Source organism: Streptomyces sp. NBC_00009, from assembly GCF_045040855.1.
Taxonomy (GTDB): Bacteria; Actinomycetota; Actinomycetes; order Streptomycetales; family Streptomycetaceae; genus Streptomyces; species Streptomyces aureus.
The window spans coordinates 6,107,918-6,121,215 of sequence record NZ_CP108312.1 but is presented as its reverse complement, the minus strand read 5'-3'; the positions used below and the strand labels follow the sequence as shown (position 1 = coordinate 6,121,215).

General features: G+C 70.5%; 12 protein-coding genes. 4 read left to right on the top strand and 8 right to left on the bottom strand.

The annotated features are described in order from the left end of the window. Positions 1-52: 52 nt before the first annotated feature. From aroQ to OHA58_RS27605, 7 genes are all read right to left on the bottom strand, one after another. Positions 53-526 (bottom strand): type II 3-dehydroquinate dehydratase, encoded by a 474-nt coding sequence (gene aroQ / locus OHA58_RS27635; protein ID WP_405482114.1) that lies wholly within the window; start codon positions 524-526, stop codon positions 53-55. 85 nt (positions 527-611) lie between these two features. Beyond that, entirely contained in the window at positions 612-1,712 is a 1,101-nt protein-coding gene (locus OHA58_RS27630) for a calcium:proton antiporter (protein ID WP_405482112.1), read from the bottom strand. Between the two features lie 183 nt (positions 1,713-1,895). Then, positions 1,896-2,912: a TerC family protein gene (locus tag OHA58_RS27625; RefSeq protein ID WP_405482111.1), complete on the bottom strand. Its 1,017-nt coding sequence runs from the start codon at positions 2,910-2,912 to the stop codon at positions 1,896-1,898. A 243-nt stretch (positions 2,913-3,155) separates the two neighbouring features. After that, positions 3,156-5,138, bottom strand: a complete 1,983-nt coding sequence (locus OHA58_RS27620) for a TerD family protein (RefSeq protein WP_405482110.1) — start codon at positions 5,136-5,138, stop codon at positions 3,156-3,158. 48 nt (positions 5,139-5,186) lie between these two features. After that, the gene (locus OHA58_RS27615) at positions 5,187-5,789 is read right to left on the bottom strand and encodes a TerD family protein (protein ID WP_227294093.1); all 603 of its coding nucleotides are present in this window, start codon (positions 5,787-5,789) and stop codon (positions 5,187-5,189) included. 178 nt (positions 5,790-5,967) lie between these two features. Further along, positions 5,968-8,115 carry an excinuclease ABC subunit UvrB gene (uvrB, locus tag OHA58_RS27610; protein WP_405482109.1) on the bottom strand — a complete coding sequence of 716 codons (2,148 nt, stop codon included), beginning with the start codon at positions 8,113-8,115 and terminating at the stop codon, positions 5,968-5,970. A gap of 40 nt (positions 8,116-8,155) precedes the next feature. Further along, the gene (locus OHA58_RS27605; protein WP_405485207.1) at positions 8,156-8,962 is read right to left on the bottom strand and encodes an MHYT domain-containing protein; all 807 of its coding nucleotides are present in this window, start codon (positions 8,960-8,962) and stop codon (positions 8,156-8,158) included. Positions 8,963-9,265: 303 nt separating this feature from the next. Here OHA58_RS27605 and OHA58_RS27600 point away from each other — a divergent pair, with 303 nt between their 5' ends. From OHA58_RS27600 to OHA58_RS27590, 3 genes are all read left to right on the top strand, one after another. After that, positions 9,266-10,141 carry a glycerophosphodiester phosphodiesterase gene (locus tag OHA58_RS27600; protein ID WP_405482107.1) on the top strand — a complete coding sequence of 292 codons (876 nt, stop codon included), beginning with the start codon at positions 9,266-9,268 and terminating at the stop codon, positions 10,139-10,141. Between the two features lie 80 nt (positions 10,142-10,221). Then, entirely contained in the window at positions 10,222-10,806 is a 585-nt protein-coding gene (locus tag OHA58_RS27595) for a methylated-DNA--[protein]-cysteine S-methyltransferase (RefSeq protein WP_405482106.1), read from the top strand. 168 nt (positions 10,807-10,974) lie between these two features. Then, positions 10,975-12,249 carry an MFS transporter gene (locus OHA58_RS27590; RefSeq protein WP_405485205.1) on the top strand — a complete coding sequence of 425 codons (1,275 nt, stop codon included), beginning with the start codon at positions 10,975-10,977 and terminating at the stop codon, positions 12,247-12,249. A 48-nt stretch (positions 12,250-12,297) separates the two neighbouring features. Here the strand turns inward: OHA58_RS27590 and OHA58_RS27585 are convergent, their stop codons facing one another. Then, positions 12,298-12,663: a cupin domain-containing protein gene (locus OHA58_RS27585; protein ID WP_382511843.1), complete on the bottom strand. Its 366-nt coding sequence runs from the start codon at positions 12,661-12,663 to the stop codon at positions 12,298-12,300. Positions 12,664-12,813: 150 nt separating this feature from the next. Between OHA58_RS27585 and OHA58_RS27580 the strand changes: the two genes are divergently transcribed. Then, on the top strand, positions 12,814-13,113 hold the full coding sequence (locus OHA58_RS27580; RefSeq protein ID WP_366119540.1) for a GlsB/YeaQ/YmgE family stress response membrane protein: 300 nt from the start codon (positions 12,814-12,816) through the stop codon (positions 13,111-13,113). The last annotated feature ends 185 nt before the right edge of the window (positions 13,114-13,298 follow it).

The following is a 13,298-nucleotide window of genomic DNA, read 5'->3' as shown; positions in this document are numbered from 1 at the left end:
GCCCGGCCGCGCCGGGCGTGTTCACTCCACAGAGCATGAGAGTCCGGCGGTACTAGACCGTGGCCACGCCGGGCTCGGCCAGGGCCGCCACCCGCTCCACCGCGAACGCGTACCCCTGGACACCGCAGCCTGCGATCACGCCGTCCGCCCGGCGGGACACGTAGGAGTGGTGCCGGAACTCCTCGCGCTGGTGGATGTTGGAGATGTGGACCTCGATGACGGGCAGGCCGTCGCACGCGTTGAGGGCGTCCAGGATCGCGACCGACGTGTGCGAGTAGGCGGCCGGGTTGATCACGATGCCCACGTGGTTCTGGCGCGCCTCGTGGATCCAGTCCACCAGCTCGCCCTCGTGGTTGGACTGCCGGAAGTCGACGCTCCCGCCGTGCACGGCCGCGGCCTTGGCGCACAGGGCCTCGACGTCCGCGAGGGTGTCGGACCCGTAGATCTCCGGCTGCCGACGGCCGAGGAGGTTCAGGTTCGGGCCGTTCAGGACCATGATCGGGGCGTTGGCGAGGGTGCGGGGCACAGGGGACCTCCGTGCGTCGGGCGGCTGCTCCCTCACGGTCTATCACGAGGCGTCACGGCGCTGCCGTGCCGTATCACCGCGACCGTCACGGTGTGACGGCCAGCTCCACGTACGCGGCGAACACCACGAGGTGGACGCCGCCCTGGAGCGGGGTGGCACGGCCGGGGACGACGGTCAGCGTGCTCACCAGCATCGTCAGGACCAGCAGCACCATCTGCGTGGCGCCGAGTCCGAGGACGAGGGGCCCCGACAGCCAGAACGACGCGATGGCGACGGCCGGGATGGTCAGTCCGATGCTGGCCATCGCGGAGCCGAGCGCAAGGTTGAGGCTCGTCTGGACGCGGTCACGGCGGGCCGCGCGCAGGGCCGCGATCGTCTCGGGCAGCAGGACGAGCAGCGCGATGATCACGCCGACGACGGAGTGCGGCATCCCGGCTGCTTCGACGCCCGACTCGATCGTCGGCGACACGCCTTTGGCGAGGCCGACGACGGCGACGAGGGCGAGTCCGAGGAAGCCGAGGCTGATCAGGGCGGTGCGGGTGGTGGGCGCGTCCGCGTGGTCGTCGCCGTCGATGACATTGCCCTGCTTGGTGATCGGCAGGAAGTAGTCGCGGTGCCGCACGGTCTGGGTCGCCACGAAGATCCCGTACAGGACGAGCGCGGCGGAGGCCGCGAAGATCAGCTGCGAGGTGGAGAACTCCGGGCCCGGCTTGCTCGTGGTGAACGTCGGCAGGACCAGGCAGAGCGTGGCCAGGGTGGCGACCGTGGCGAGCGCGCCGCCGGTGCCCTCGGACTGGAAGACGGCGACGCGGTGCCGGAACGCGGCGGCGAGCAGGCTCAGTCCGACGATGCCGTTGCAGGTGATCATGACTGCGGCGAAGACCGTGTCGCGGGCGAGCGTGGCGCCCTTCTCGCCGCCGTCGACCATGAGGGTGACGATCAGCGCCACTTCGATGACGGTGACGGCGACGGCGAGTACGAGGGAGCCGAAGGGTTCGCCGACGCGGTGGGCCACCACCTCGGCGTGGTGGACGGCCGCGAGCACGGACGCGGCGAGCACGACGGAGACGACGGCCACGACGGCGCCCGGCAGCGAGCGGCCCCAGGTGAACACCAGCAGGACGACCGCGAGGACGGGGACGACGGCCGTCCATTGCGCGACCAGTCTCCGAAGCCCAGCGATCATGCCTTCGATGGTGCACCGACGGTGCGGGGGCCGCGACTTCGGGACGGGCACGTGTGCGTGGGCCCGAACGAGGGAAGGAGCGCGCGGCCGGCAGCCACGCGCTCCTTCTCTGTGCCGGGCTCAGAGCCGGGCCTTATACCGGGCTCGGTGCCGGGCTCTGTGCCGGGCTCTGTGCCGGGCGGGTCAGGCCTTGATGCTGTCCTTGCGGGCGCCGTCGGTCGCGTCGCCGTCCTGGTCGCCGTCGTCCCCGCCGTCGAGCGCCTGCTTCTGCGCCTGCTTCTTGGAGGCGATGAGGCTGGCGATGGTGGTGACCGCCAGGACGCCGCAGATGACGGCCAGGGAGACCGGGATGGAGATCTCCGGCACGTGCACCCCGGACTCGTGCAGCGCGTGCAGGACGAGCTTCACGCCGATGAAGCCGAGGATCACCGACAGCCCGTAGCTGAGGTAGACCAGCTTCCTGAGGAGTCCGCCGATGAGGAAGTACAGCTGGCGCAGACCCATCAGCGCGAACGCGTTGGCCGTGAAGACGATGTACGGGTCCTGCGTCAGGCCGAAGATCGCCGGGATCGAGTCCATCGCGAACAGCACGTCGGTCGTGCCGATCGCGAGCATGACGACCATGAGCGGCGTCAGGATCCGCTTGCCGTTGACCTGGATGAACAGCTTCGTGCCGTGGTACCGGTCGGCGACGCCGAACTTCTTCTCGATGGACTTGAGGAGGCGGTTCTCCTCGAACTCGTCTTCCTCGTCGTCCGACATCGCTTCCTGGATGAGCTTCCAGGCGGTGTAGATGAGGAACGCGCCGAAGATGTAGAAGACCCACGAGAAGTTGGCGATGACTGCGGCACCGGCCGCGATGAAGATGGCGCGCAGCACCAGGGCGATCAGCACACCGAACAGCAGGACGCGCTGCTGGAGCTGGGACGGCACCGAGAACTTCGCCATGATCAGGATGAAGACGAAGAGGTTGTCGACGCTCAGCGACTTCTCGGTGATGAAGCCGGCGAAGAACTCGCCCGAAGCCTGTGAGCTCCCCCAGATCAGCAGACCGACCCCGAAGAGGGCGGCCAGCACGATCCAGACGACCGTCCAGATTCCGGCTTCCTTGATCGATACGTCGTGGGGCTTGCGCCCGATGAAGAAGTCGACCGCGATCAGGGCGACCAGACCAAGAATGGTCAGCACCCAAAGGGTCATCGATACGTCCACTGCGCCTCCGGCGTCGTACGGCTACTGATCAGCGTCGTCGCTGCCGGAGGTCTCTTCCACCCGGGCGGCCTCAGCTCGCCTCGGGCCGACGCCCCGGGACCGGTGTCGGTCCGTATTGACGGGAACGCCGCGTTCGGGAGTACTCCCCTCCGCTCGTCGGAGCCTACGGGAAACACCCATGAAACGTAAAGCTTTCGGTAAAGATAAGTTCAAAAGCAGTGCTCAGAGGAGTCAGACGCCCCGCCCTTGTCGCGCTCTGGCGACCTCTTCGAGGACCTGCTCCAGGATCCGGCTGCCGGGCGGGACATTCGGCGGCTCGTACGTCCACGCATGCCCCACCCACGGGTCGGCGAGGTGGTCGTCGGGCACCGGAGTGAGCCTCAGCAGCGCCCGCCAGAGCGGGTCGAGGACCGGTCCGTACTCGGCGGCGTCCTCGCGGTCGGCGACCATCAGGAGGTGGACGCCGACGGCGGGGCCCTCGTCGGCGAGGTAGCGCAGCCGGGTCACCGCGCGGTCGTCGAAGCCGTGCGGGAAGTCGTTGACGATCAGCAGCTGCTCGGCGGTGTCCAGGTCGGGCGGCAGCGCGTCGGCCGCTCCGCCACGGACCGCCATCTGTACGAGGTCCACGCGCTGGGTGAGCCGGGCGAGCACCTCGGAGACGCCGGCCACCCCGGCGGCCGGCGGCGCGGCGAGTACTCCGGCCCGCACGAGCGGGGCGAGCGCCCCCGCGGCCGATCCGGCCGGGTCGATGACATGCACGGCGAACTCGCCCGCCGGGTAGACCGCGAGGAGTCGCGCGGCGAACTCGACGGCGCTGCGCATGGCGCGGCGGCGGAGCTCGTCGGACTCGGCCGGCGCGTCCGCACCGGAGCGGCCGCTGTCGATCCACATGCCGCGCTCCAGGGGCAGCCGCACGAGCATCGGGATGCGCAGGCCCACGCTGCGGGACTCGGGCAGCTGGAGGTCACCCAGGCGCAGGGCCATCGGGATCTCCATGGGGCTGCGGTACGCGTGCCAGACCGGGTTGTCCCAGCCCGCGTAGGCCGGGGGCAGGGCGGGCTCGACGACGGCGGACTCGGCGGCCAGCTGGGCGAGGTCACGGTCGAGGACCTCCCTCGCCCGGTCGACGAGCTGTCCGTGTTTGGCCCGGGCGGCCTCGCGCGCGGCGTCCCCCTGGCCGCCGATCCGGCTGCGCGGGTCGGACAGGGCCTTGTCGAGCTCCTGCTCCATACGGGAGTCCGCGAAGTCAACGGCGCTGCGGTACGCGGCGACGCAGCGGGCCAGGTCCTCGAACATGCCCCACACCTGGTTGTAGAGCCGCTCGTCCATGGACCAGCCGGTCGCGTCACCGGCGACGGGCACGGCGGGCTGCCCCGGCTCTCCGGGGGGCGCGGTGGGCGCGGGGGCAGGTGGTGCGGGGGGCTGTCGGCCGGGGTGTGTGTAGTTGACGGGGCCGGTCTGTCCTGAGGGGCGGGCCGGCTGGGGCTCGTGCGCCGGCCGGGGGTCCGGGGATGACTGGGGTTCGGCGGGTGGCTGGGGCTGGGTGGAGCGGGGCGGACCGGCTGGCGGGTGTGTGCCCGGCAATGAGGCGTGGGAGGCCGCGCCCGTCGCGTCCGCCATGGCGCTCGCCGTCCGGGGCGGAGGCGGCGCCACCGTGCGGGCAAGCCCTCGCGCCACCGCTTCGCCGATCTCGCCCGCGAGAGCCCCCGCGTCGGGAAGCCCCTGGTCGGTCAGGAGTGCGCCGAGGCCGCCCGCGTACCCCTGGCCCACCGCGCGCACCTTCCACGCGTCCTGGCGGCGGTACAGCTCCAGGGCTACGACGGCGGACTCGGCGTCGAGGTCGGTGATGGTGTAGCTGGCGACCTCGGAGCCGTCGAGTCCGGTGACGGCGACGAAGGGGGCCGCGACGGCGCCGAAGCGGTCGGGGTCGCCGGGCCCGGTGGGCAGCGCGAGCAGCACGCTGACGCGGTGGGCGGCCTCGGGCACGGCGTCCAGATCGACGGCGAGGCGGTGGTCGGCCGCCGCCTGCCGGGGGACCTCGAGCCCCGGCAGCGCGGGGGCGCCGGGGTGCGCGACCCAGTCGCGGCCGTGCACCCTGCCCTGGTCGTCGCTGAGCGTCGCGCCCGCCACGACCGGCGCTCCCGCCGACACGCGGATCTCCAGACGGGTCTGGGTGAGGGGGTGGTTCTGCCCCCGGACCAGCTCGGCCGTCATCGCCTTCTCCCCCTCGTCCCGTCCGTCTGTTCCTGTGTTCCCGCTACGTCACAGGCCCGGCAGGATCGCCGGCATGAGGTCCTGGAACGTGCGGCCGTTGGCCGGCGAGCCCAGGGCGGTCATCTGCCAGCCGGCGCCCGCGCGGTGCACCTTCGCCATGATCTGGGCGGTGTACTGGCCGCCGCCGTCGAGCGTGTAGCGGGCCAGCTCCTGGCCGTTGGTCTCGTCGACCAGGCGGCAGAACGCGTTCTGCACCTCCTGGAAGGTCTGGCCGGTGAAGGAGTTCACCGTGAAGACGATCTGGTCGATGTGGACCGGGACGCGCTGGAGGTCGACGAGGATCGCCTCGTCGTCGCCGCCCTGGCCGGCGCCGCCGACCAGGTTGTCACCGGTGTGGCGCACGGAGCCGTCGTCGCTGACGAGGTGGCGGAAGAAGACGACGTCCACCGGCTGCTTGTCCGCGAACAGGACCGCCGAGGCGTCGAGGTCGATCTCCCGCGTGCGGGACCCGAAGAGGCCGCGGCGCGGGGCGGCCTGCCAGCCGAGTCCCATTCGGACGGCCGTCAGGGTGCCCCCGTCCTGCTTCTGCAGGCTGATCGCCTGGCCCTTGCTCAGGTTGACACCAGGACCCTTGGAAAAGTTGGCCGTCACGCGTCCGTCCCCTCTCGAACTGTGCTCTTCACCGCCCGTCCGGACGGTTGAGGGAACCCTACGCAGGGCCACTGACAACGCCGCACACAGGCAAGGACTTTGTGTCGGTGTTGCAACACACCGTGCGGCATGCCGGATCCGTCCGGCATGCCGTGGGGCGTGCGGTGTGCGAGAGGCGTCAGGCCAGCCCGGCCTCCTTCATCTGGCGCAGCTCCTTCTTCATCTCCGACACCTCGTCACGCAGCCTCGCGGCGATCTCGAACTGGAGATCCGCGGCGGCCGCCCGCATCCGGTCGGTCAACTCCTCGATCTGCTCGGCGAGTTCGGCCGCGGGACGGTCGGTGGGGACCGTCTGTGCCGCCTTGCCCTTGGTGGCCTTGCCGCCGGTCTTCTTGGCGCCCGCCTTGGCGAGCGCGGGCACGGGCGCCTTGGCACCCTTGCCGTCCTTCGCGCCCTTGCGGTAGCCGGAGCCGAGGAGTTCCTCGGTGTCGACGTCCTCGCGCGCGATGGACGCGACGATGTCGTTGATCTTCTTGCGGAGCGGCTGGGGGTCGATCCCCTTCTCCTTGTTGTACGCGATCTGCTTCTCCCGGCGGCGGTTGGTCTCGTCGATGGCCTTCTCCATCGCCGGGGTGATCTTGTCCGCGTACATATGGACCTGGCCCGACACGTTGCGCGCGGCGCGGCCGATGGTCTGGATCAGGGAGGTGCCGGAGCGCAGGAAGCCCTCCTTGTCGGCGTCGAGGATCGCCACCAGGGAGACCTCGGGCAGGTCGAGGCCCTCACGGAGCAGGTTGATGCCGACGAGGACGTCGTACTCGCCCGCGCGCAGTTCGCGCAGCAGCTCGACGCGGCGCAGTGTGTCGACGTCGCTGTGCAGGTAGCGCACCTGGATGCCGAGCTCCAGGAAGTACTCGGTGAGGTCCTCGGCCATCTTCTTGGTGAGCGTGGTGACGAGGACGCGCTCGTCCTTCTCGGTGCGCTTGCGGATCTCGTGCACCAGGTCGTCGATCTGGCCCTCGGTGGGCTTGACCACGACCTCGGGGTCGATTAGGCCCGTGGGGCGGATGATCTGCTCCACGAAGCCGTCGCCGCGCGCGAGCTCGTACTTGCCCGGGGTGGCCGACAGATAGACGGTCTGGCCGATGCGCTCCTGGAACTCCTCCCACTTCAGAGGGCGGTTGTCCAGGGCGGACGGGAGCCGGAAGCCGTGGTCGACGAGGGTGCGCTTGCGGGAGGCGTCGCCCTCGTACATGGCGCCGATCTGCGGCACGGTGACATGCGACTCGTCGATGACGAGGAGGAAGTCGTCCGGGAAGTAGTCGAGCAGTGTGTTCGGCGGGGAGCCGGGCGAGCGGCCGTCGAAGTGCATCGAGTAGTTCTCCACGCCGGAGCAGGAGCCGATCTGACGGAGCATCTCGAGGTCGTACGTGGTGCGCATGCGCAGCCGCTGGGCCTCGAGCATCTTGCCCTGCTTCTCCAGCTCCGCGAGGCGCTCCCCGAGCTCCTTCTCGATGTCGTTGGCCGCGCGCTCCAGGCGCTCGGGGCCCGCCACGTAGTGCGTGGCCGGGAAGACGTACAGCGACTCGTCGTCGCTGATGACCTCACCGGTGAGGGGGTGGAGGGTGGAGAGCGACTCGATCTCGTCGCCGAACATCTCGATGCGGACGGCGAGCTCCTCGTAGACCGGGAAGATCTCGATGGTGTCGCCGCGGACGCGGAACGTGCCGCGGCTGAAGGCCACGTCGTTGCGCGTGTACTGGATGTCGACGAAGCGGCGCAGCAGCTCGTCCCGGTCGATCTCGTCGCCGATCTTGAGCGACACCATGCGGTCGACGTACTCCTGCGGCGTGCCCAGGCCGTAGATGCACGAGACGGAGGCGACCACGACGACGTCCCGCCGGGTGAGCAGCGAATTCGTCGCGGAGTGGCGCAGGCGCTCCACCTCCTCGTTGATCGAGGAGTCCTTCTCGATGTAGGTGTCCGACTGCGGGACGTACGCCTCGGGCTGGTAGTAGTCGTAGTACGAGACGAAGTACTCGACCGCGTTGTTCGGCAGCAGCTCGCGGAACTCGTTGGCCAGCTGGGCGGCCAGCGTCTTGTTCGGCGCCATCACGAGGGTGGGGCGCTGAAGTTTCTCGATCATCCACGCGGTGGTGGCGGACTTACCTGTTCCGGTCGCACCGAGGAGGACGACATCCTTCTCACCTGCGGTGATGCGCCGCTCCAGGTCGGCGATGGCTGCCGGCTGGTCGCCGCTTGGCTGGTAGGGACTGACGACCTCGAAAGGCGCCACCGTGCGTTCGATCTTGGATACGGGCCGCATGGAATCCACCGTACGACCCCGCACTGACAACGGGGCCGGATCAGCCTGCCCGCCGCAGCGGGCGCACGGTCCGGCCCGCCCTGCTCGCGGCCTCGACGGCGTCCAGCCGGTCGGGCCTGCCCGTCATCATCATCGGGTCGAACACCACCACGACGCCGGCCAGGAGCAGGAAGCACAGGGGGCCGATCATCAGGGGCGCGAGGAGTTCGGCGGAGGTGTCACCGGCCGGGGTGCCGCCGCTTCCGTGCACGTGGACGCTGAGGGCGGCCATTCCGGTGTAGTGCATGCCGGTCACCGCGAGACCCATGACGAGGCTCGCGCCGACGCTCCAGGTGAACCCCCTGACCTGGACCGCGGCCCAGAGCGCGGCGGTGGCGGCTGCCATGGCGATCACCACGGAGGCGCCGACGGTGAAGGTGTTGTACTGAAGCGTCCCGTGTAGGCGCATACCGGCCATACCGAGGTAGTGCATCGACGCGACACCCAGACCGGTGACCGTGCCGCCGGTGAACAGAGCCGCTCCCGTCGCACCCCGGTAGCCGACGATGAAGATCCCGACCCCGACCATGACGATCGCGACGCCCAGGCTCGCGAACGTCGTCAGTTTGTCGTAGTGGATCGGGGTGCCCTGCACGCGGAAGCCCATCATCGCGATGAAGTGCATCGTCCAGATTCCGGACCCGATCGCCGCCGAGCCGAGCGCGAGCCAGCCGGGCCGCCAGGACTGGGTGACGAGCAGCGATCTGGTGGTGCAGCGCAGACCCAGCGCCCCGCCGAGGCAGGCCATGAAGAACCCCACCAGCGGCGTGACCAGTCCATAGCTGAATCCGTCGACCGTGCCCTGCATCCGCCGCAGCCCTTCCGCCCTGATGTTTCTGATGTTTCTGGTGTTCGTGATGTTCGTGATGTTGGTGATGCGTTCCGTTCGCACCCCTGGCAGCGACTGCCGGAGCGACCGCGATGTGAGCAGAGATTAAGGCTCCCGCGAGAACGTCTGACCGATTTTCCGGCAAAGCCTCACGACACCCGCCCGAGGGGTGCACGTCCTCCCACCACTCCGTTCAGTGTGTGGCCATCCTTCACCTGTCTTCCGTTGGCAACCGACTGTCACTCTCGTCCAGTCCTTGATCCCTCGACGCGAGGAGTACACGTGTCCGCACGCGCAGCCACCGCGACCGCCGCCCTGGCGGGATTCGTCGGCGTCCTGGTCCTCCCCACCGCCGCCGAGGCGGCCCAGCAGCACGACACACCCGTAGTCGTCGCACACCGCGGCGCCTCCGGGTACGCCCCCGAGAACACCCTCCAGGCCATCGACAAGGCCGACAAGCTCGGCTTCGACTGGGTCGAGAACGACGTGCAGCGCACCAAGGACGGCCAGCTCGTCGTCATCCACGACACGAATCTGGCGCGCACCACGAACGTCGAACAGATCTTCCCCGACCGCGCCCCGTACAACGTCGGCGACTTCACCGCGGCGGAGATCGCCAAGCTCGACGCCGGCAGCTGGAAGGGCGCCGAGTTCGCCGGCGCCCGCGTCCCGACCCTCACCCAGTACCTGGATCGGGTCGACCACAACCACCAGAAGCTCCTCATGGAGATCAAGGCCCCGGAACTCTACCCGGGCATCGAGAAGGACGTCCTGCGCGTGCTGGGCGAGGAGGGCTGGCTCAACCGCGATCACGTAAGGAACCGCCTGGTGATCCAGAGCTTCAGCGCCGACAGCGTACGGACCGTGCACGAGCGCCGCCCGGACATCACGACGGGCTTCCTCGGCACCCCCGATGTCAGCGACCTGCCCCGGTACGCCCAGTTCGCCGATCAGATCAACCCCAGCAACGGGACGATCTCGGACTGGTACGTCGCAGCGGTGCACGCCTTCAAGGGCCCGCACGGCAAGCGCCTCCAGCTCTTCACCTGGACCGTGAACGACGCGGCGACCGCGCGGCGCGCGGCCGGTCTCGGCGTGGACGGCATCATCACGAACGTTCCCGATGTCGTGCGTGAGGCAGTGGGCGACCGCGAGTAGAGCGGACGACGGGCAGGGGGGAGGCCGAGGCCGGCGGACGGCGCGGCCCGTTGTCAGTGGCTCCCCGTACGGTGGTCGGCATGAACGCCAATGGGCAGAAAGCCACCGGGGACAGTGCCGCAGACGAGGCCGGGCTCACGGTCGTCTGGGCCGTCGTCGGCACGGACATCGGGCCGTTGCTCCTCGCCGCGACGGACGCCGGGCTGGTGAATGTCGTCTTCCACGCCTCCCCCGCCGTGCGGGACCCGGCGGTCGAGCGGCTCGGTTCCCGGCTCGGGACCCAGCCGGTGGAGGCCCCGGACTCGCCGCTCCTGACCGAGCCCATACGTCAGCTGAAGGCCTACTTCGCCGGTGAACGGCGCGACTTCGAGCTGCCGCTCGACTGGTCGCTGATCTCCGGGTTCAACCGGCAGGTCCTGCGCGAGCTGGCGTCCGGCGTCCCGTTCGGCACGGTCGTCGGCTACGGGGATCTGGCGGGCCGCGTCGGGCAGCCGGGGGCTGCGCAGGCGGTGGGCGTGGCCATGGGAGCCAATCCGCTGCCGGTCGTGGTGCCGTGCCACCGCGTCGTGGAGAGCGACGGCGGCATCGGCGGATTCGGCGGCGGCCTGGAGACGAAGCGGCAGCTGCTCGCGCTGGAAGGGGTCCTTCCGCAGCCGCTGTTCTGAGACACGGGAGCTGCTGTTCACAGAAGCGGCCGTTCCGAGGCACGGGAGCCGCTGTTCCGAGGCACAGGAGCCGCCGTTTTGAGCCCCAGGCACCTGGCCGGCGCCGGGCGGCGCGGGGATGCCCGGTGTTCGCGGGTGGGTGCCGGCTGGCACACTGCGCCGGTGCTCATACCCGATTCCGCCGCGCGCCGCCGGCCTTCCGTCCCCGTGACACCCGAGGACCTGGCCGGGCTGCGCCGCCGCGTCACCGCCGTGCTCGTCGCGAGCCAGATACTCGGCGGGCTCGGTGTCGCCACCGGCATCGCGCTCGCCGCCGTGCTCGCCAAGCAGGTCAGCGGGGACGAGGCGCTGTCCGGGCTCGCGCCGACCGCGACGGTCGCCGGGACCGCCCTGCTGTCCGTCCCGCTCGCCGCCCTGATGACGGCGCGGGGGCGGCGGCCCGGGCTCGTCCTCGCGTATCTGATCGGCGCGCTGGGGGCCGGGGTCGTCGTGCTGGCCGCCGCGGTGGGGAGCTTCCCGCTGCTGCTCGTCGGCATGGCCGGGTTCGGCGCCGCCTCGTCGGCCAATCTCCAGGCGCGGTTCGCGGCCGCCGATCTGGCCGAGCCGCAGCGCCGGGCGCGGGCGATCTCGAACGTCGTGTGGGCCACCACGATCGGCGCGGTGCTCGGGCCCAACATCGCGGCGCCCGCGGGCCGCAGCGTCGCCGGGCTCGGCATCCCCGCGGCGGCGGGGCCCTTCCTGTGGGCGGCCGGGGTCTTCCTCGTCTCGGCCGTCATGGTGCAGGTCCTGCTGCGTCCCGACCCGCTCCTGACCGCCCGCGCCCTGGCTCCCGAGGAGGAGAAGTCGGCCGGAGCGCGGTCGATCAGGGCCGGGTTCGCCGCGGTCGCCGCGTCGCCGCGTGCCCGGCTCGCCCTCGTGACCGTCGCCGTCTCGCACACCGCGATGGTGTCGATCATGTCGATGACGCCGGTCGACCTCGGCCATCACGGTGCGAGCATCGATCTCATCGGCCTGGTCATCAGCGGGCACATCGCGGGCATGTACGCGTTCTCACCGGTGATGGGACGGCTGTCGGACCGGCTCGGGCGGCTCTCCGTGATCGGCCTCGCCGTGGGCCTGCTCGCCTGTGCGGCGCTGCTCGCGGGCACGGCGGGCGGCAACCACGGGCAGACCGCCGCGGGGCTGTTCGTCCTGGGGCTCGGCTGGTCCGCGGGCCTCGTCTCCGGTTCGGCCCTGCTGACCGACTCGGTGCCGCAGGCCGCGCGAGCCGCCGCACAGGGCCTGTCCGACCTGACCATGAACACGGCGGCCGGCGTCGGCGGCGCGGCCGCGGGCCTGGTTGTCGCGACGGCGAGCTATGCCTGGCTCAACCTGGCCGCGGCCTGCCTCCTGCTGCCGCTCGCCGCGCTCACCCTCTTCAGCCGGCGGCCCGCGATCAGGTGATCAGGGCGGCGTGACCGCGGCCGGTGACCGCAGTCCATATGACGCCGGTCAGGGCAGCGTGATGTGGTACGCCTTCCGCAGGGTCTCGTGCACGGTCCACGTCGTACGGTCGCCCTCGCGCAGCACCGCCGCGTCGCCGGGGCCCACCTCCAGGGTCTGCCCGCCCTCGACCTCGACCGTGGCGCGGCCGGAGACGACCACGAACAGCTCGTTCGCCTCGGTGTCCGTGACCACGCCCGGCGTGATCTGCCAGATGCCCCGCAGCTGCTTGCCGTCGGCGGACTCCCAGAGCACCTTGCCCGTGACGACGGGGTCGCCCGAGACGATCTGCTCCGGATCGAGGGGCTCCGGTTCGAGTGCAACGTCCGGGATGTGTACGGCAAAAGAAGCAGTGGCCTGATCGTTCGTGGTCATGAACGGTCACTCTAGGCAGCGCCGACCCCTCTGTTCACTGGACGACCCGTACCTCGGTCGCGGCCCGGACTGGACGGCTCGTCAAGGGGAAGAGACCTGGAGACAACGTCCCGGGCGCCGCGTGCCCGGGTTCTAGGGAGTCGTGGGGACATGGAGATTTCCGGCGTCATCAGCGCGATCGTGATCGGCATCGTCATCGGCGTCCTGGGCCGGCTCGCCCTGCCGGGCCGTCAGCGCATCGGCATCCTGGCGACGGTTGTCGTCGGCATCGTGGCCGCGCTGCTCGGCTCGGCCATCGCCGCGGGCATCGGTGTCGCGGACACCAAGGGGATCGACTGGGTGGAGTGGCTGATCCAGATCGGCCTGGCCGCCCTGGGTGTGGCCCTGCTCGACCGCGGCCGGACGAGCGGCCGGTCACGCGGCCGCTCATGGAGCCGTACGCGCCGCTGAACCTCAACGCCCGTACAGCCGGCCCTCGTACGGCCAACCCCCGTACGAGCGGGGCCCCGTATCAGGCTTCTCAGGCCTCTTCGTAGTAACGCGCTTCCATGCGCTCAGGTGCTCGGCCGGCCGTCGCGCCACAAGTGTCTACCGACATGCCGCAGGGTTTGGACGTGCGCGCCGCTCGCCATGGA